Raw genomic sequence first — 18,541 nt, 5'->3', positions numbered from 1 at the left:
TCACGAACAAGGGCAGCGCGTGATGGCCGGCCATGTGATCGGTCGCGTTGATGCGACCGCAACTGCAACCGGCCCAACCTGCCTTATGAAGTGTTCATGGACGGTCGTCCCACCGACCCGCTTTCAGGCGACCGGGTTACAGAGGCGGCCGAGCGTGAGACAGACGACACGACCGCACTTGAGCGACCGAGTGAGGCGCGCCCGCTCTTGGCTGAACGTCTCACCAGCGAACTTGTGCAAACAACAACTCGAAAGGCTTTATTCTATGAAACGACTAGCTCCCGCCCTTGCGGTCGCGTTCGCTTTGCTGCCTGCGGCACAAGCTTTCGCCGAGGCGATCCCGATCGATGTCCGCAAAACCAGCGGCTGCGGGTGTTGCCTGTCCTGGATGAAGCACCTTGAGGAAAACGGCTTTGCGCCGAAGGGCGAGGACATGTTCGGGGGACTTCTCGTACGTTTCAAAGTCGACAATGGCGTGCCGCAGCGCATGGTGTCCTGCCATACGGCTTTGGTCGACGGTTACGTGATCGAAGGCCACGTACCGGCGTCCGACATCCAGCGCCTGTTGGACGAGCGCCCGGATGCAGTGGGGCTGGCGGTGCCAGGGATGCCCTATGGCTCGCCCGGCATGGGACCGGAAGACGATCGCGAGGCCTATGACGTGTTCCTGATCCGCGGCGACGGGTCGACCGAGGTCTTTAGCAGTTACTCGGCCTCTGACTGACGTATCGACGAGACCTCAGCGCATGGAAAGTTCCTTCCCAATAGCCCTCGGCTTTCTTGGAAGCCTGGCCGCCGGATCGCTGACAGCCGTCGGGGCGGTCCCCGTTCTCTTTGGGCGCATCCCCTCCCGAGCCACGCGCGATCTTCTGCTTGGCTTCGCCGCAGGTGTCATGCTCGCAGCCTCGTTCTTCTCGCTGATCATCCCGGCTCTCGACGCAGCCGAAGGACAGTTCGACAACGGTGCACTCCCCGCGGCCATCGTTTGTGTTGCGATCCTGCTTGGCATGGGCGCGGTCGCTCTGATGAACGAAAGGCTGCCGCATGAACATTTCAAGACGGGGCGGGAAGGTCCCGACGCTGCTTCGCTGCGCCGTGTCTGGCTCTTCATTTTCGCGATCACGATCCACAATTTTCCCGAAGGTCTTGCCGTTGGTGTCGGGTTCGGCGCTGACGGTTTCTCTGGCGGCTTGCCGCTTGCGATCGGCATAGGGCTACAAAACGCTCCCGAGGGTCTCGCCGTAGCGGTCTCATTGCTTGGTGAAGGATATTCTAGGCGCCGCGCGTGGGGGATTGCCGCACTGACAGGTCTTGTCGAGCCGGTAGGCGGGCTTCTTGGCGCTGGCATCATCAGCATCTCGCAGCCGCTGTTGCCTTGGGGCCTCGCCTTCGCTGCCGGGGCGATGCTCTACGTCATCAGTCACGAAATCATTCCGGAGACCCACCGTTCCGGCCATCAAAACAGGGCGACTTTCGGTCTTGCGGTCGGCCTCGTGATCATGTTGTTCCTCGATGTATGGCTGGGATGATGAGATGAAACAGTCCCTTTTCCCAGGTTTCATTGCGGCTGGAACTGCTTTTATTGTCGATCAGGTGGCAAAAGCAATTGTCGTCGCCAATGCGGCGGATTTGAGCGCCGGAATTCCGGTCTTTCCCGGATTCAATCTCATCTACCTGCGCAACGATGGCGTGACATTCGGACTATTTGGTGGAGCGCCATGGTGGAGCCTTGCGGCGTTGGCCCTCGCTATCTGCGGCTGGTTGACGGTCATGTGGGTGCGCACTGCCAACCCGGTTGAGGCTATCGCCTATGGTGCGATTATCGGTGGCGCGCTCGGCAACGTTATGGACCGCATCCGGTTTCGGGGTGTGACGGACTTCCTCGATTTCTACGTCAGATCCACGCATTGGCCCGCCTTCAACATGGCGGATGTTTTCGTGGTCGGCGGCGTGGGCCTGCTGCTGATAGCGCTTTGGTTGAGCGCCAAGTTTCAGAATGGCCCATGATTACGGGCTTGCCATCACTGACTGGTCGGGGCCGTAACATTCCCCTGCGGTCCGGGATTAGCTTTGCGGCGGGCGGTCTGACGGTTCTGACCCTTCCACCGTTCTCATGGCTCATCGTTGTTCCGGTCGCCTTCTCAGCACTCTTTCTCGTGCTCCGGCAGGTTTCGACAACGCCTGCCTTCTTCATCGGCTGGGTCTTCGGAATGGGCCAATTCGGGTTTGGAATTTCTTGGATCGCCGAGAGCTTTTACGTCGATTCCGAGCGTTTCGGCGCCCTGGCGATCCCCGCAGTCGCGGGACTGTCCGCCGGATTGGCCATTTTCCCGGCTATTGCGGCGATGTTATTTGCCGCCATCATGCAGCGCCGTGCTGTAAGCGGCATTTCGGCAGGCCTTCTGCTTGCAACCTGCTGGGTTGCCGCAGAATGGCTGCGTGGTCATGTCCTGACGGGGTTTCCCTGGAACCTTGCCGCTTATGCCCTTCTCGATCATGCCGCCTTGCGCCAACCCGCTGCTTGGGTCGGAAGCTACGGTCTGAGCTTTCTCACAGTCTTCATCGGCATATTGCCGGGTGTTTTGCTTGTGGACGCGCCAAAAAAACGCGCGTTCGTTCTCGCACTCTTCGGCGTTGCGGTGACAGGTCTCGGGGGTGGCGGTGTGCTTCGATTGAGGCAGGACGTGCCGCCGACGGACATTGCTTTGCGCGTTGTGCAAGGCAATGTGCCTCAAGTCGAGAAGTGGGCGCCGGGCAGCCGAGAAAGCACGTTGGAAAAATACCTGCGCTTGTCCGCGCCACCCGGACGTTTTGATCTGCTGCTGTGGCCGGAAACGGCCTTTCCCGGTTTTTTGGACGAGGACGCTGCGGCGCGCACGCGGTTATCCACGGTTTTGCTAGACGGCAGGATCCTTTTGACAGGTGTGCCTGACCGCCTAGAGGGCGATGGGGGAACCCGATATTTCAACACGGTTCAGGCCTATGACGGCAGCGGCGAAATTCTGACGGGATATGCAAAACATCATCTTGTTCCGTTCGGGGAATATGTGCCCCTGAGAGGCTGGCTGCCGATCGAGCGGCTGACCGAAGGTTTGGGCGATTTCACGCCAGGACCAGAGCCACGCACGCTGGCGATCCCGGGTGCTCCTCCGGTCGCGGTGGCAATCTGTTACGAGATCATTTTTCCGGGCCATGTGGTCGATGATCTTTTCCGTCCCGATTGGATATTCAACGCCACAAATGATGCCTGGTTCGGAACCAGCATCGGGCCCGAGCAACACCTTGCATCCGCACGCATGCGCGCGGTTGAGGAAGGTCTTCCCGTGGTCCGCGCGGCCAACACCGGGATATCCGCGATCATCGACGCCAACGGAGAGATCGTCGCGCGCCTCGACACCGGGCAAACAGGGGTCATAGATGCCAACCTGCCGACAGCGCTAGCGCCCACGCCTTACGCACGTTTCGGCGATTGGACATCGCTGGCGCTCATCTGTGCGGCCTGGGCCCTGATCTTTGCCGTCAGATTGACCAAACGACGTTCGAATACAAAATACTCAAGATCGGAGGAATCGTGATGCTGGTGCTCGCAGGCTTTGTCGGAGGGGCGCTCTGGGATGGCTATCTGGCGCCACGGCGGGAAGGGAACCGCCTGGATATACTTCAATACGCGACAAGCTTCGGTATTGCTTTTGGTCTAATCGCTTTTTTCACCTCGGTGATTCTCTTGCGCATCACGTCCTGAGATTACTTTGGCACCGGCAACGAATTGAGACGACTGTTCAACATATTATTTCGCTCGTTCTTGGCGGCTTGCGCAGCAGGCTTGGTCGTTTCCGGTGTCGCCTACTTTCTGCTGCGCGCCTCCGTTCCTAAGTATGAGGAGGACTTTAGCGTTGAGGGTATAGAAGGCCCGGTCGATATCCTGCGGGATGCTTCAGCCATACCGCACATTTCCACAGGCTCCGCTGCGGAAGCCTATTTCGCGCTCGGCTTCATTTACACGCAAGATAGGCTTGGTCAGTTGTTGAAAACAAGGCGCGCAGCACAAGCCCTGTTGCCACTTGAGCAGATGGGCGAGATTTAATCTCCGCCATCCGACGCACTCGAAGTATATTCCGCCGGTGTCAACGCGCGGCTTGGGCTAGTGTTCGAAGGCGGGCGCGGCAGAGGCTCACCCGAACGATTGATCGCGGATGAGAGAATGATCACGGGGTCACGTCCGTCATGTGTGGATGCCCCATGCGACCGATGACACTTGAATTGTTTACCGCCTCGCCAAAGTCCAGCCTGACTGCATTGGCACCATGGCAAACATCCGTCTGAACATCATCATCGCTCTCGGCCTGAAGCTGGTCTTTCTCGTGACCACGGTCCTCGGGATCACCGGCCTGTGGATCGCCATTCTCGCCGATACGGGCGCGACCGTGCTCGTGACTCTGAATGCGCTTCGGCTGCTGTTCTTCCGGCCGGACAAGAAGAGCGTCGTTGTAGACCGTCCTGATCGAGAGACATCCAGAACCGGCGGAACCGCTCGCGGCCCCGAGGGCGTTGCCTCCCGGGAAGCACGGGACATGGTATGAGCGGCAGTCTTCTGATCTGGATACCGGTGCTGTTGGCTGCCGTCTGGGCCGCGCATTGGGGCGCGGAGCATCTGGCGGAGCCTTTGAAGAAGCTGCGCAAGCAATGGGGCTTCTCGGTGGCCGCCGGCGGTGCTTTCGTCGGCCTCGCCGCGGCCTCTCCGGAAGTCGGCATCAACACCACGAGCGCCCTGCGCGGTGTCGGCGATATCGGCCTGGGCGCGCTACTGGGGTCGAACGTGCTCGCCATTCCCCTGATGGTGGTGACGGCCTACGCCGCGACGCGCAGGAAGCGCATCGAGGGGCATGACAATCACGCCGAGCATCGGCGGGCGCATCTCCTGGAGGTGGATCGCCGGGCCGTCACGATGCAGGCCCTGCCCTATCTGGGGATCATCGCACTCTTCGCCCTGCTGACGCTGCCCGCGCCCTGGCGTGGCCTCCAGCCCCTCGACGGCTGGCTCCTGCTGCTGGGCTATCTTGCCTATGTCACGCAGGCTCTGTTGCGCGGACGCGGCGACGGCGAAGAGGTCGAGTGGAGTTCAAAGGAGAAGCGGCTGGCGGCGGCCGGTGTCGCGTCCCTGGCCATTGGCGCCTACTTCACCGTCTTCTCCACCGAGAAGATCGTGGCCGCGTTCGGGCTGTCCAAGATCATCGGCGGCCTCTTCATCACCGCTCCCGTGGCGGCACTGCCGGAAATCTTCGCGACCTGGTATGTCGCCCGCAGCGGCCAGGTCACTTCGGGCGTGACCAGCGTCATCGGCGATCATGCCGTGACCATGACCTTGGCCTTCATTCCGCTGACGATCGTCGGGATGACGATCGATGATTTCCAGCTGTTCTGGGTCACGCTGAGCTTCGTGGCCCTGATGCCCGCGCTTTACGCCGCCTTCATCTGGTGGGGGCGCAAGGGCTTCCGGCTCTGGCAGGTCCTCACCCTGCCAGTCGTCTTCGCGCTCTACCTTGTCCTTCTGGTGGTCTGGGTGCAGCCCTTCGGCACGGGCGGGTGAGGCTCTCATCGTCGCACCGCGCCCGCTCAATGCAGCGGAACCGAGGTCCCGGAGTGCCCTGTCCTGGACGCCCTGCTGGACTGACTACCGGCTACTCCTGCGCGACCGCCTCGCGGAACAGGGCCGCCAACAGACTGAACGCCGACCCAAGGCGCTGAGAAATCTGCCTCGTCAACTGGACCGCATCTCGGTCCGGCGCGCAGGGATCGCCGCGAGTTTCAGACCACGTATCTGTCCCAGCTGCCGTAATGCTCCGCGCTACGCCGGCCCCGAGGCAGGCTGAGAACGATCAGTGCCAAGCCGGCCAGGATGCCAACGAGGCTTCCCGGGACGGTGCCGCCCCCCAGCAACCAAGGCGCGATCACGAGCCACAGTCCGAAGCCCAGATTGAGGAAACGCAGCGGTCGCGCGACCTCGGCCCACGCGATCACGGCGGTCGTCAGGACCAGCGCGCCTACCAGATGATCACTGCCCGCCAAGGGCATCTCGTTGCCGAAGATGGCGCGTGACAGCATCAGGAAGGCGCCGAGGGCGGCGCTGAGGCCAAGGGTCCATGGAACGGTGACACCGCGCGCGCTTTGCCGAAACAGCTTCGTAGGCACGGCATCGAAGCTCATCGAACCGCCGCTTGTCGACCCCGGCAACGCATCGCCTTGGAAGAAGGCACGCCCAAAGGGGCGGCCGCGCCGCGTATTCCAGATCATGAACTGGATCATTGCCACGACCTCGTCGAGCGAGAACGGGATCATGATCAGCATCGCCGCCGCCGCCAACAGGCAGATCGTGCAATAGGTGCCAATCGTGATCGGCTGAATGATGATGAAGTAGATGCTCACGATCCCCAACGGACCGACGACGATGCCGAAGAGCGCGACCATCCATGGCATCGTGCGCCACCGCTTTCGACTGCCCATCACCCCCATCAGGATTTCGAACATGTAGCTCATGGCGCCCAGCCCTCCGTCGGCCACCGGCCAAGCCTTGGAGACGTCGGAGGTGACGATATATTCGCTGCCGTTCAGAGCCGAGGGAGAGGAGAAGAATGGCTCCCAGATGCCGCCGACATGACCCAGCTGGTAGGCAGACAGGATGCGCGACAGAAGAAAGCCTATTACCCCGAGCGCGATGATCGGCAGTCGTTGCACGTAGGTGGACGGACAGTAGGTCCAGCCCGGCGGTATATCGCCTTCATCCATCATGCCCTCGCGCGACATGCCGGGCATCATCGGGATCAGGATGGTCAGCGCGATGACGAGCGCGCCGATCAACGTGTCGTTCGCATAAACCGCCGGGTCCGGCGTCCAGAAGACCAAAGGCGCCGCCAACAGCCAGACCCCCAGCGCGGCGTTGGCCCATTGCGCCCAACCGTTGCCAGGCCGCATCGAGATCAGCGCCAGGGCAGTGATAACCAGTCCTGTGAAAACGTCATTCCAGGCCGTCAACCAGCTGCGCGTTGCCGCGGCCCAAAGTCCACGATCTTCGGTGACGCGCTGCACGGCAGCGCTGAACTCGGTCTGGTCGAAGGTGCCGAAAACAGAAGGCGCAGTGGCCAACCAAAGACCCAGCCCGGCCACCAGCCAATGCACCCAGAGCATCTGGAAATGCATCATCCGCATGTGGTTGTCGTGCCCGCGCGCGGCCGAGTCCGCTTCGGCGGGGCTGTCGTCCTCGCTGAGCTGCTCGGCATTCGCCTGCACGACCTTGGTCGCGGAAACCCGCGCGGCATTCAGCCCGTTTTCCGAATACCAGTGATAGGGATCATCCTTCAGATTTCGCAGGATGCGCGGCATGTCTTCCCGCAGGCCGTGCTGCGGCTGCCAGCCCAACTGCTCCCGGGCGGTCGAAAGGTCCAGCTCGTAGTGATCGGAGGATATGTCCACCATCCAAGCTCGGATAAAGGCGTCCTCGCCGAAGATCCGGTTCTCTCCCCAAGCGCCGATCTTGGCGAGTTTCGGCGGGATGTTCCAGGTGATCCAATCCTCTCCATGCAACTCGTGCCCGATCAGGCGCTGCAACTCTCCGAAGGGAATGGGTTCGGCTTCGCCCAACAGGACCGGAAGCACATCCGGGAGGTCCACCCGACGATCCACGATGCGTTCGATCGCATCCAGCAGGTCTTCGAGATGCAGAAAGGCCTGTCCGCGTGAGAGATCGCCCGGGTAAACTTTGCCGCTGAAGCGCTTCTCGTAAATGCGCGCGATCTGGTGAGCCAGGAACGTGGAATGCCCTTGGTCGTCGTAGATGCCGGCAGGGCGCATCAGGACGAGCTTTTCTTCGCCCCTCTCCTGTCTCAACATCGCCTCGGTGCGCACCTTCGAGGCACGGTAGGGAAGCTTCGCATCGAACGGCGCGTCTTCATCGATTGGCTGCCCCGGCGAAGTCGGCGCATGCGCGAGCATGGTGGAGGCAAAGACGAACTGCTCGAGCTGGAACTCCTGCAATCCCTTCAGCAGCCGCTTCGTCCCCTCCACCGTCACGGCGTCATATGCGGGGCTGTCCTCACCCGTCAGATCGAAATAGGCCGCGAGATGAATACACGCGGCAATGCGATCGCCATAGGCAAGCCGCACCCTCGCCAGAGCTTTGTCTACGCTTTCCTGATCGGTAATATCGAAACAGACACATTCCGCTTGGTGAGGCGGGTGTGGTGGCGAATGGCGGTCAAGCCCGACAACGCGGTAACTCTGATGCAGGCGTCGCACGACCGCTCCGCCAAGATAGCCGCTGGAGCCGGTGACGAGGACGACGGGCTTGTCCGGTGTCTCCGTCATTCCTCACCTATTTGCGCAGATACTTCACCAGCGCCACGATCGCGAGGATCACCAGCACGAGGATCAGGAGACCCCAGATCCCCATGCCGAACATCATTCCTCCGCCCATCATTCCGCCGTCCATCATCTATGTCTCCTGTGCTGTGGCCGCGCCGATACTCGTAAGGGCCTGCTGTCCCTCAACCTTCGGCATGGACGATGGGTCCAGACATCGCCGCCGAGACAGAAAAAAGGGCGGAGCGCCTCGCAGCGCTCCACCCCTCTCGTCAGCAGCAGCCCGAACGGCCTTCCGGTTGCGAGACCTTCTGGACGAGATCCGCGGTTTCCGCGCCCTGCGCCTCACGCGCCACGTCGGCCTGCGCCACCATCCCGCAGCACTTGCCCTCGCCGTCGGTCACGACGGCGCGGCGCACCTGGCGCTCTTCCATCTTGTTGCAGCAGGAGGAGACGTCCTCCTCGGGCGAGGTGGTCAGCACATCCGTCGACATGACCTCGGAGACGGCCGTATCGCCGGACTTGCCTTCGGCAACGGCGCCGCAGCAGATGTCGCGATCCGTCACGATGCCCATCGGCTCGCCCGCGTCGTTGAGCACCGGAAGCGCCCCGATGGAGCGTTCGGCCATCAGCTTCGCGGCTTCCTGGATGGTGGTGTTCCCGCCGCAACAGACGGGATTGCTGGTCATGATGTCCTGAACTTGCATGTTTCGCTCCTCTGTTGAGTGCGGGATGAAAACGAGCAGCCCCATTGCCGCGTTCCCGCTTCGCGCGCGCCTCGGCAGCGATCCGCAAGGTGACGGTTTCGTGAGCGAATTTCCCCTTCGCCCGGTAGACAGGCGGCGCGTCCGTTCTTAGATCGTTGCCATGCGCCTCTGGGTTCGCCTTGCCACGTTCTGCCTGTCGCTGACCCTTCTGGTCGGCGTGCTGGTGCATGACGTTGCCGGCGCCCGAATGTCGATCGACATGGCGGCGTCCAGCACCGTGGAACAGCAGGACGATCTCTGCCCAGCCTGTGCGCCGGATGCGGGCGAACAGGTGGTTTGCGACCTCGACTGCACCGCGCCGCTGCTGTCCCCGGAGACGTCCATGGCAGCGCTGCCGCAGGCTCTCGCCGCGACCGCTCGTGATTGGCCCGCGGACGCGGCGGTTCGAACACGCCAGCCGGGCTTCGACCCCGCGCCACCACGAGTCACCATCCTGAGCTGACCGGCCGCACCGCGCAGGTGACGGCCCGGTTTCGTCATGCCCGCCCGATCTCGGCAGGCGGACGCTGAACCGACCTTCTCCTTCTCGGGATATTCTCCATGACCACTCATTTCGCACGTGCGCTGTCGCGCCGTCGCGTCCTGTCCTCCGGCCTCGCCGCGATGGGCATGACGATGCTCGCCCCGGGCCTCGCCCGCTCAGCCCCCCGGAGCGCCCCTCCGGACGCCGTCACCGCCCTGGCTTTCGACAGAACTGCCCTCCTTGCCGCCACGCCGGACGGCCTACTGCGCCACGAGGGCGATGCGTGGACCCGGCTCGACGCTCCGGCGGGCCTCTCCGCCATCGCCACGCATCCCGACCGCCCGGGCACGATCCTCGCCGGATGGCGCGACGGCGCCCTGCGTCGCAGCGATGACGGCGGCCAAAGCTGGGCACAGGCCGATGCCGGGCTGCCCGGCGCGGCAATCCTTTCGGTCGCTGTGGCCGCGCAGGCGCCCGACACCATCTATGCCGCTCTCGAAGGCGACGGGCTCTGGCGCAGCGAGGATGGCGGCGAGACGTGGGCCTTCGTGATGGACCGCCCCTATCTCGGCGGCGAGGAGCATGACGTGCTCAGCCTCGTCTCCGTGGCGCACGAGACCGGCATGGGTGGCATCTGGCTCTATGCCGGGACGCGGGCCGGCCTGACGCGGGTGCCGGACTGCTTCTGCCGCTGGCAGGACGTGGTCGCAGGCGACGCGCTGGACGCGCTCGTGGCAGGCGACACGCCCGTCACCGCCGCTTCGCTGCCCGAAGGCGAGGCCGTCGAGATCCTCGCCCTTGCCCCCGACGCACCACAGCGCCTTCTCGCAGCGCTGCCCTCCGGGCTGTGGCTGTCGATGGATGCGGGGGTGAACTGGGAGCAGAGCGCCTCCGACCCCATCAGCGCCGTCGCCGTCGACCCCGCCGATCCGCTCCATGTGATCTCCGCCGATGCCGCCGGCCTGCGCGTCTCGTGCGACGGCGGCACCACCTGGTCCCCTTTCGATCTTTCCAAGGATAGCTGACATGAACCGCAAGCTTCTCACCGGCACCGCTCTCGCGCTGGCCGCCGTCTCTGCCATCGGCATCGCAACCTTTACCACCGCCGAAACCGACAGCGCGGCGGTCACGCCCGCCGAGACCACCGTCCCCGCCGACCGGCAGATGACGATCTGGCGCGACCCGGGCTGCGGCTGTTGCGACGCCTATGCCGACTACATGGAGGAGAACGGCTACCATGTGACGCGGATCGACGACCGCGACTTCGACAAGCGCTCGATCGAGGCCGGGGTGCCCGAGCAGGGGCTTGGTTGCCATCTCGCGCAGGTCGACGGCTACTATGTCAGCGGGCTGGTCCCGGCCGAAATCGTGGCGCGGCTGACCACCGAGCGCCCCGAGATCACCGGCATCACCCTGCCCGGCATGCCGATGAACGCCCCCGGCATGGGCGGCAAGAGCGGCACGCTCAAGACCTACGCCTTCGCCGGCGACGAAGTGACGGTGTTCTCCGATGAATGAGTGCATGGAAGTCATGATGTCGATGATGAACGGACCGATGATGGGCGCCATGATGGCCGGGGGCGGGGTCGTCATGCTGCTGGTGCTGACCCTGCTCGTGCTGAGCCTGATGGCGCTGGTCAAGTTCCTCAGGAGCGCGCGATGAGACGCGGGCTGGCCATCGGTCTCGCCTCGGGCCTTCTTGGCGCCGCCGCGATCGCGGCGGTGGCCCAAGGGCTGACAGAGGAGGACCCGGAAGGAGCGGCACCGGCGGAAACCGCGGGGCTCGCCGTCCTCGGAGAGCCTGTCACGCGGGACATGGTCGAACAGGGCGGCGCGATCTATGCCGAGAGCTGCGCCGCCTGCCATGGCGCGCAGCTCGAGGGCCAGCCCGACTGGCGCCGTCGGACCGAGGACGGGCGCATGCCCGCCCCCCCGCATGGCGACAGCGGCCACACCTGGCACCACGCCGACCGCGATCTCTTCACCATCACCAAGCATGGTGTCGGCGCGGTGGTGCCCGGCTACGAGAGCGACATGCCGGCCTTCGCGGGCCTGCTGAGCGACGACGAGATCAAGGCGGTTCTGGCCTACATCAAGACCAGCTGGTCCGAGCGCGAGCGCGGCTTTCAGGCAGAGGTCTCGGCCGGGGCCGAGGGCAAGCCATGAGCACGGCGGAACAGGCCCCGCGCAGGCGATCCCGAGGCCGGGCCTTGGTGCTGCTCCCAGCGGCGCTGTTCGCAGCGCTCGCGGCGGCTTTCTACTGGGGCCTGATGAACTCCGACGACCGACTGCCCTCGGCCCTGATCGGTCGCGCGGTGCCCGAATTCGACCTGCCGCCGATCGACGGGCGCGATGACGGCCTGTCCTCGTCCGATTTGCAAGGCGAGGTGTCGATCGTCAACGTCTGGGCCTCGTGGTGCGTGCCCTGCCGGGTCGAGATGCCGCTTCTGGTCGAGCTGGCCGCCCAGGGCACGGTTCCGATCCACGGCATCAACTACAAGGATGCGCCGGACGCGGCGCTCGCCTTCCTCGACGAGACGGGCGACCCCTATAGCCGCATCGGTGCCGACCGCTCGGGACGCACCTCGATCGACTGGGGTGTCTACGGGCTGCCGGAAACCTTCGTCATCGATGAGCAGGGGCGGATCGCCTACAAGCATGTCGGTCCCTTCGACCGCCGCTCGCTCGAGCAGGACATCCTGCCGGTCGTGCGACGGCTCCAGTCGGAGGGCGAGGCATGAGCGAGCTGTCGAGATCCGCCACCGTGACCGCCCCTGCCCGCCGTTTCCCGGCGTTCGGACGGCGTGGCTGGATGGTGCTGGCCTTCGCCCTCATCGGCACCGGCATGATCCTGAACTGGGGCTGGCTCACCGCCATCGGCGCCGCGCCCCTGATCCTGAGTTTGGCCCCCTGCGCCGTCATGTGCGCGTTGGGGCTTTGCATGCGTGGGGGCTCGTCCGCCTGCGCCAACAAGAGCGATCCGACACCCAAGCCGGACGTTTCGACCGACTGAAACCCATTCCGAAAGGACTCAACATGAAGACCACCACCAAGCTCGGCGGCGCCGTCGCCCTCTTCCTGCTCGCGCTCGCCCCCTTGGCCCACGCCCAGGAGACCGCCCCGGCGGAAACCCAGGAGACGACGAAGGAAGGCGGCCACATGATGGGCGGCGACATGGCCGGCATGCACGGCATGGAAGGCATGGAAGGCATGGAAGGCATGGAAGGCATGGAAGGCATGGAAAACATGATGCCCATGATGATGAAGCACATGCAGGCCTGCATGGAGATGATGGAAACGATGAACACCCACATGCAGGAACATCACGACGAGGCCGATCAGGGCTGAACGAAGGCCCGCCCGGGCCCTTGCCCGGGCGGGCCAACCGGAAAGACAGACAGATGCCCAATTCCCACAGCTTTTACCGACGGCTGCGCTTTCTCCTCTGGAGCGGAGCCGCCGTCTTCGCCCTGACCATCGCGGGACTTTTCGTCCTGCGCGGTCCCTCCGCCCCCGTGGAGGTTGCCTACAGCGGCGAGGCCGACATCCGCTCCGACTTCGAGCTGGTCGACCACACCGGGCGCCCGGTGACGGAGGCCGATTACGCCGGTCGCTGGCAGCTCGTGTTCTTCGGCTTCACCAACTGCCCCGATGTCTGCCCAACCACGCTGGCCTACATGGCCACCGCGCTCGATCTTCTGGGCGAGGACGCAGGCCGGGTCGCACCGCTTTTCATCACGGTGGACCCCGAGCGCGACACGCCCGAGGTCATGGCCGACTACGTTGCGAACTTTCACCCCGACCTTGTCGGGCTGACCGGCAGCAATGATCAGGTCACGGCGGCCGCCCATGCCTTCAAGGTCTATCACGAGCAGCTGCCGGATGCGGAGGCCGCCGACGGATACCGCATGGCGCATGCCGGGCACATCTACCTGATGCGGCCCGACGGCCGCTTCGAGGCCGTCTTCCTGGAAGGCGACCAGCCCCCCGAGGACCTGGCCCGGGAGATCGAGATGCGCATCGAGACGGAGGGGCGAAGCTGATGCGGCGGCTCGCTCTCACCGCCATGACCATGGCCCTGCTCGGTATCCCGGCACTGGCCGATCACCCGGGCGAACGGCTCGACGAGGTCACCGCCCTGAAAGAGCCCGCATTCGAGGCGCTCTCAGGCCCCGCGCCTGATGTGGACCTCATAGGCGCGGATGGCCAGCCGTTCGAACTCGCGGACCTCGCGGGACAGGTCGTGGCCGTGCACGTCCGCTCGAGCCCCTGCCTCGAGCCCTGCCGGGCGCAGCACGATCGGCTTGCGCAGACGGTGGCGTCGCTCAACGCGAGCCCGATGCGCGAGATGGTCCGCTTCATCACGATCGCCGAGGAACCGGACGGTATCGATACCGTCGACGCCGGGAATTGGTCGGTCGCGGCACCAAATGGTGCGCTCGAAGATCTCGAGGCAGAGCTCGCCTCCCGATCCGCACGAAATGGAGACAACCCGATGGTTCACCTCTTCGACCGGGAGGGGCGGCATGTCGCCATCTTCCACGGCGCCGGCTTCGCGCCGCTCAACCTTCTCATGCATATCAATGGCCTCACCAACGCGCATCCGCATCCCGAACCCGAGGGCCTGCTCGACCGGGTAAGGGGGTGGTTCCGATGACCGCGGCCGCGCCTGCGCCTTCGCGCACCGCGACCCGCCCGGACTGGCTGACGGTCCTGCGGCGCTACTTTCTGTTCTCCCTCATCGGCCATCTGCTGTGGGAGATCGCGCATATCTCGCTTTACACGATCTGGATCGAGGGCTCGGTAGGCGAGATTGCCTTCGCGATCCTGCATTGCACGGGCGGCGATCTCTTCATCGCCTTCAGCTCGCTGCTTCTGGCGCTCTTCGCCCTGGGATCGGGGGATTGGCCCCGTCAGAACCGGGCTCCGGTGCTGCTCGCCGCGGTGGTGATGGGCGTCGGCTACACCATCTTCAGCGAATGGCTGAACATCACCGTGCGCGAGGCCTGGGCCTACCGGGACATCATGCCGGTGATCCCGGTCATCGATGCGGGCCTGACGCCGTTCCTGCAATGGCTCGTCGTGCCCTTGGCCGCCTATCTCGGCGCCACATCCCGGCTGTCCTGGCGGGGGATCACCCGTGGCTGACATCCAGTCGCTCGGCCTTCTCGCCGCGCTGCTGGCCGGCACCGTCTCCTTCCTGTCGCCCTGCGTCCTGCCGCTGGTGCCCGGCTATGTCTCCTACATCGCGGGACGAACGGCACCGGGCAGCACGGAGGGCCGCGCCGCGACGATCGGGCTGAGCCTCTGCTTCGTACTGGGCTTCTCGACGATCTTCATCGCCCTTGGAGCCTCGGCCACGGCACTCGGACAGGCGCTGTTGCGGTGGCGCTTTGAACTGAACATGGTTGGCGGCGCGATCGTGATCCTCTTCGGGCTCTTCATGCTCGGGGCCGCGCGCCTGCGGTCTCTCGAACGCGAATTCCGGCTGAACCTCGACATCCCCGGCGGCCAGCCGACAGCCTCCTATGTCCTCGGTCTTGCCTTCGGCTTCGGATGGACCCCCTGCATCGGCCCCATCCTCGGCGCGATCCTGACCGCAAGCGCCGCGCAGGCCACCATCGGCGACGGCATGACGCTTCTCGCGGTCTATTCGGCAGGGCTGGGATTGCCCTTCCTGATGGTGGCGGCGTTCATCCAGCCGGCCACCCGGCGCTTGCGCGTGATCCGCGGCATTGGGCGCGCCCTGCACCGCGTGGCGGGCGGTGTCATGGTGCTGATGGGGCTGGCGATGATGACAGGCCAGCTAAGCGACCTGTCTTACTGGCTGCTCGAAACCATGCCTGTGTTGGGAAGGATTGGATAGAACCATGCTGGCAATCGGTCTGTCTTTCGAACGCAAGCCGAGACGAGATCGAGAGATCAGAGCGTCCAGTGGACGACGCATCCGGCACAATGCCGAATTTATCTTGCCCCACGAGGGCTTCTTGCAACGCGGGAGCCACACGACACCGCTCTCGGATTTGAAAGGCATGTCATGGGCCAGAGCCACCATACCCATCATCACGATCTGCCCGGCGGTCAAACAGCGATCGACCCGGTCTGCGGCATGTCGGTCAATGTCGAGACCGCCAAGCATGTCTCGGACCACGAGGGGGAGACCTTCTATTTCTGCTCGGCCAAGTGCCGAGAGAAGTTCGACACCCGGCCCGAGGTCTTTCTCGATCCCGCGCTGAAGGCCGCGCCGCCCGAGCGCGAGGACGAGATCTACACCTGCCCGATGCACCCGGAGATCGAGCAGGTCGGCCCCGGCTCCTGCCCGATTTGCGGCATGGCGCTGGAGCCCAAGGGCATCCCGATGACCGAAGGCCCGAGCGAGGAATACATCGACTTCCGCCGCCGCTTCGTGCTGAGCTCAGCCTTGACGATCCCGCTGGCAATTATCGCCATGGGCCGGCATTTCGCGCCGCAGGCTTTCGCCATCATCTCCGCGCCGATGCTCGACTGGATTGAATTGATCCTCGCGACACCGGTGGTGCTGTGGTGTGCCCTGCCCTTTTTCGAGCGGGGCTGGGCCTCGGTCCGCAGCCGCAACCTCAACATGTTCACGCTGATCGCGCTCGGCGTCGGCGTGGCCTATGTCTACTCGGTCGTGGCCACAGTAGTGCCACAGATATTTCCGCCGCAGTTCCGCGGCCATGAGGGCGAGGTCGGCGTCTATTTCGAAGCGGCGGCGGTGATCGTGACGCTGGTGCTACTGGGCCAGCTGCTGGAACTGCGCGCGCGCGAACGCACTGGGGGCGCAATCCGCGCGCTGCTCGATCTCGCGCCCAAGACCGCGCGCCTTGTCGACGACCGAGGCGAGCGCGACGTGCCGCTCGACATGATCCGCTCGGGCGACCGGCTGCGCGTGCGGCCAGGCGAGAGCGTGCCGGTCGACGGCGTGGTTCTGGAAGGACGCTCGACCATCGACGAGAGCATGCTCACCGGCGAGCCGATCCCGGTCGAGAAGGCCGAGGGCGACGCGGTCACCGGCGGCGCGATCAACCAGACCGGCAGCTTCGTGATGGGGGCGCAGCGCGTCGGCGCCGACACCATGCTCAACCGCATCGTCGCCATGGTCGCCGAGGCGCAGCGCAGCCAGGCGCCGATCCAGAAGCTCGCCGACAAGGTCTCGGGTTACTTCGTCCCCTTCGTCGTCGGGATCGCCTTGCTGGCTTTCGTGGTCTGGAGCTTGTTCGGTCCAGCCCCGGCGATGGCCCTCGGCCTCATTTCGGCAGTTTCGGTGCTGATCATCGCCTGTCCTTGTGCGCTCGGCCTCGCCACACCGATGTCGATCATGGTGGGCGTCGGCAAGGGCGCGGGGCACGGCGTGCTGATCAAGAACGCCGCCGCGCTCGAACGGTTCGCCGCCGTCGACACGCTGGTCGTGGACAAGACCGGCACCTTGACCGAGGGACGCCCCGCCCTGGTCGAGGTATTGGCCGAAGGCATGACCGAGGACGAGCTTCTGGGCCTCGTCGCGGCGCTGGAGGCGCAGTCCGAACATCCGCTGGCGCGCGCCATCGTCGAGGGCGCATCGGCGCGCGGCATCACCCTGCCCGAGGTCGAAAGCTTCGACAGCATCACCGGCAAGGGCATCTCGGGCCGGGTCGCGGGCCGCAGCACCGCCATCGGCAACGTCGCGATGATGCGCGAGGCGGGCGCCGACACCGCAGCCCTGTCCGAGCGGGCCGATGCCGCGCGGCGCAAGGGGCAGACCGCGATCCTCGTGGCGGTGGACGGATGCGCCGCAGGGCTGGTGGCCGTGGCCGACCGGATCAAGGAGACGACGCCCAAGGCCATCGCGGCGCTGCATGACGAGGGGCTGCGCATCGTCATGCTCACCGGCGACAACGAGGTGACGGCCCGCGCCGTGGCCGAGGATCTCGGCATCGACGAGGTGATCGCCGAGGTGCTGCCCGCCGACAAGCAGGCGGCGATCCGAAGGCTGCAATCGGAGGGCCGCACCGTGGCGATGGCCGGCGACGGGGTGAACGACGCGCCCGCGCTCGCCGCCGCGGATGTAGGCATCGCCATGGGCACCGGCGCTGATGTCGCGGTGGAGAGCGCCGGCGTCACGCTGGTGCGCGGCGACCTGACGGCGCTGGTCACCGCGCGCCGGCTCAGCCGCGCCACGGTGCGCAACATCAAGCAGAATCTCGCTTTCGCCTTCCTCTACAACGGCCTCGGCGTGCCCGTCGCGGCCGGCCTGCTCTACCCCTTCACCGGGCTGCTGCTGTCGCCGGTGATCGCGGCCGCCGCGATGAGCCTGTCCTCGGTCTCGGTGATCGGCAACGCGCTCAGGCTGCGTGCCGCGCGGGTGGGGTTCGACGGGTGACACGAAGTGCGGGGCGGCGCCGAACCCGCCGCACCACTTCTGGTTGAGTGGGACAGGGAGACAGATCATGTCGACAGCAACAACGTCAACAACGCCCCCTCACATCAGAACACAACAAGAACGCCCTGCCCTTCGCCGAGCGCCTTGTGCTGGTCGAAGGATCTCGCGTCTACGCCACGCAGAACGATCCCATGTGCAGATACGCCAACGGATCCCTTGGCACAGTCATCCAGCTCCCTCAGCCGGGCTGTGGAGGCGCCCTGGTGCTATTTAGCGGCTCGCAGCACCGGACAAGGGTTTATCCAGCCACCTGGACGGAGAGAAGGCACGCGTGGAGTCAGAAGACCGGCCGCGTTGAGCCAATCGTGGCCGGCAGAGTCAGCGCCCTGCTGCTTCTTCTTCACGGATACGCGGCAACCATCCACAAGGCCCAGGGCATGAGTCTGGACGATGTCAGGATCGACCTGACGTCCCGTGTATTCGAAGTTGGGCAGACTTACGTTGCACTGGGCCGGGCTCGCAGCCTCGACGGACTAAGCCTCGCCTCCCCGCTTCGCCCTGAAGACATCCAAGTTGATC

At 64.8% G+C, this 18,541-nt stretch carries 22 protein-coding genes and 1 pseudogene; 21 read left to right on the top strand and 2 right to left on the bottom strand.

The window, feature by feature from the left end:
- The first annotated feature begins 265 nt into the window (after window positions 1-265).
- The 8 genes and pseudogenes from NHG85_RS08840 (at window position 266) to NHG85_RS08805 (ending at window position 5,587) form a co-directional block, all read left to right on the top strand.
- Window positions 266-724, top strand: coding sequence for a DUF411 domain-containing protein (locus NHG85_RS08840; RefSeq protein ID WP_099278720.1), 459 nt, complete (start codon window positions 266-268; stop codon window positions 722-724).
- A 22-nt stretch (window positions 725-746) separates the two neighbouring features.
- Window positions 747-1,529 carry a ZIP family metal transporter gene (locus tag NHG85_RS08835; protein WP_253331581.1) on the top strand — a complete coding sequence of 261 codons (783 nt, stop codon included), beginning with the start codon at window positions 747-749 and terminating at the stop codon, window positions 1,527-1,529.
- Between the two features lie 4 nt (window positions 1,530-1,533).
- The gene (gene lspA, locus NHG85_RS08830) at window positions 1,534-2,007 is read left to right on the top strand and encodes a signal peptidase II (protein WP_432644201.1); all 474 of its coding nucleotides are present in this window, start codon (window positions 1,534-1,536) and stop codon (window positions 2,005-2,007) included.
- Window positions 2,004-3,575: an apolipoprotein N-acyltransferase gene (lnt, locus tag NHG85_RS08825; protein WP_253331578.1), complete on the top strand. Its 1,572-nt coding sequence runs from the start codon at window positions 2,004-2,006 to the stop codon at window positions 3,573-3,575. Before lspA ends, lnt begins: the two co-directional genes overlap by 4 nt.
- Entirely contained in the window at window positions 3,575-3,742 is a 168-nt protein-coding gene (locus NHG85_RS08820) for a hypothetical protein (RefSeq protein WP_253331577.1), read from the top strand. The genes lnt and NHG85_RS08820 overlap by 1 nt, the downstream gene beginning before the upstream one ends.
- 24 nt (window positions 3,743-3,766) lie before the next feature.
- Entirely contained in the window at window positions 3,767-4,084 is a 318-nt protein-coding gene (locus NHG85_RS08815) for a penicillin acylase family protein (protein ID WP_253331575.1), read from the top strand.
- Between the two features lie 217 nt (window positions 4,085-4,301).
- Window positions 4,302-4,580, top strand: a pseudogene (locus NHG85_RS08810) (hypothetical protein); the annotation flags it as partial.
- Complete coding sequence (locus tag NHG85_RS08805; protein WP_256500263.1) at window positions 4,577-5,587, top strand: sodium:calcium antiporter; 1,011 nt, start codon at window positions 4,577-4,579, stop codon at window positions 5,585-5,587. The pseudogene NHG85_RS08810 and the gene NHG85_RS08805, both read left to right, overlap by 4 nt.
- Window positions 5,588-5,805: 218 nt before the next feature.
- On the opposite strand, the gene NHG85_RS08800 is transcribed toward NHG85_RS08805, so the two are convergent.
- Both NHG85_RS08800 and NHG85_RS08795 read right to left on the bottom strand, forming a co-directional pair.
- On the bottom strand, window positions 5,806-8,358 hold the full coding sequence (locus NHG85_RS08800; protein ID WP_253331572.1) for an NAD-dependent epimerase/dehydratase family protein: 2,553 nt from the start codon (window positions 8,356-8,358) through the stop codon (window positions 5,806-5,808).
- 266 nt (window positions 8,359-8,624) lie between these two features.
- Complete coding sequence (locus NHG85_RS08795; protein WP_253331571.1) at window positions 8,625-9,059, bottom strand: CBS domain-containing protein; 435 nt, start codon at window positions 9,057-9,059, stop codon at window positions 8,625-8,627.
- A gap of 160 nt (window positions 9,060-9,219) precedes the next feature.
- Between NHG85_RS08795 and NHG85_RS08790 the strand changes: the two genes are divergently transcribed.
- The 13 genes from NHG85_RS08790 (at window position 9,220) to NHG85_RS08735 (ending at window position 17,962) form a co-directional block, all read left to right on the top strand.
- Window positions 9,220-9,561, top strand: a complete 342-nt coding sequence (locus NHG85_RS08790; RefSeq protein ID WP_253331570.1) for a hypothetical protein — start codon at window positions 9,220-9,222, stop codon at window positions 9,559-9,561.
- Window positions 9,562-9,659: 98 nt separating this feature from the next.
- Entirely contained in the window at window positions 9,660-10,607 is a 948-nt protein-coding gene (locus NHG85_RS08785; protein ID WP_253331569.1) for a beta propeller repeat protein, read from the top strand.
- A gap of 1 nt (window position 10,608) precedes the next feature.
- Entirely contained in the window at window positions 10,609-11,100 is a 492-nt protein-coding gene (locus tag NHG85_RS08780) for a DUF411 domain-containing protein (protein WP_253331568.1), read from the top strand.
- 16 nt (window positions 11,101-11,116) lie between these two features.
- Window positions 11,117-11,245: a hypothetical protein gene (locus NHG85_RS19700; RefSeq protein WP_256500261.1), complete on the top strand. Its 129-nt coding sequence runs from the start codon at window positions 11,117-11,119 to the stop codon at window positions 11,243-11,245.
- Window positions 11,242-11,748, top strand: coding sequence for a c-type cytochrome (locus tag NHG85_RS08775; protein ID WP_253331567.1), 507 nt, complete (start codon window positions 11,242-11,244; stop codon window positions 11,746-11,748). Before NHG85_RS19700 ends, NHG85_RS08775 begins: the two co-directional genes overlap by 4 nt.
- Window positions 11,749-11,795: 47 nt before the next feature.
- Complete coding sequence (locus tag NHG85_RS08770) at window positions 11,796-12,323, top strand: DsbE family thiol:disulfide interchange protein (protein ID WP_370363002.1); 528 nt, start codon at window positions 11,796-11,798, stop codon at window positions 12,321-12,323.
- Complete coding sequence (locus NHG85_RS08765) at window positions 12,320-12,595, top strand: hypothetical protein (RefSeq protein WP_253331564.1); 276 nt, start codon at window positions 12,320-12,322, stop codon at window positions 12,593-12,595. Before NHG85_RS08770 ends, NHG85_RS08765 begins: the two co-directional genes overlap by 4 nt.
- 23 nt (window positions 12,596-12,618) lie before the next feature.
- Window positions 12,619-12,930, top strand: a complete 312-nt coding sequence (locus NHG85_RS08760) for a hypothetical protein (protein WP_253331562.1) — start codon at window positions 12,619-12,621, stop codon at window positions 12,928-12,930.
- A 53-nt stretch (window positions 12,931-12,983) separates the two neighbouring features.
- A complete protein-coding gene (locus tag NHG85_RS08755; RefSeq protein ID WP_253331560.1) occupies window positions 12,984-13,625 on the top strand; it encodes an SCO family protein in 642 nt (213 codons plus the stop codon).
- Between the two features lie 23 nt (window positions 13,626-13,648).
- Window positions 13,649-14,239 carry a thioredoxin domain-containing protein gene (locus NHG85_RS08750; protein WP_253331558.1) on the top strand — a complete coding sequence of 197 codons (591 nt, stop codon included), beginning with the start codon at window positions 13,649-13,651 and terminating at the stop codon, window positions 14,237-14,239.
- Entirely contained in the window at window positions 14,236-14,730 is a 495-nt protein-coding gene (locus NHG85_RS08745; protein WP_253331556.1) for a hypothetical protein, read from the top strand. Before NHG85_RS08750 ends, NHG85_RS08745 begins: the two co-directional genes overlap by 4 nt.
- On the top strand, window positions 14,723-15,448 hold the full coding sequence (locus NHG85_RS08740; protein ID WP_253331554.1) for a cytochrome c biogenesis CcdA family protein: 726 nt from the start codon (window positions 14,723-14,725) through the stop codon (window positions 15,446-15,448). Before NHG85_RS08745 ends, NHG85_RS08740 begins: the two co-directional genes overlap by 8 nt.
- Before the next feature lie 171 nt (window positions 15,449-15,619).
- Window positions 15,620-17,962, top strand: coding sequence for a heavy metal translocating P-type ATPase (locus tag NHG85_RS08735; RefSeq protein WP_253331552.1), 2,343 nt, complete (start codon window positions 15,620-15,622; stop codon window positions 17,960-17,962).
- Window positions 17,963-18,541: the final 579 nt, after the last annotated feature.

Source organism: Limimaricola litoreus (assembly GCF_024159025.1).
Taxonomy (GTDB): domain Bacteria; phylum Pseudomonadota; class Alphaproteobacteria; order Rhodobacterales; family Rhodobacteraceae; genus Limimaricola; species Limimaricola litoreus.
The sequence above is the reverse complement of the archived record's forward strand: the minus strand, read 5'-3'. Positions and strand labels throughout refer to the sequence as shown.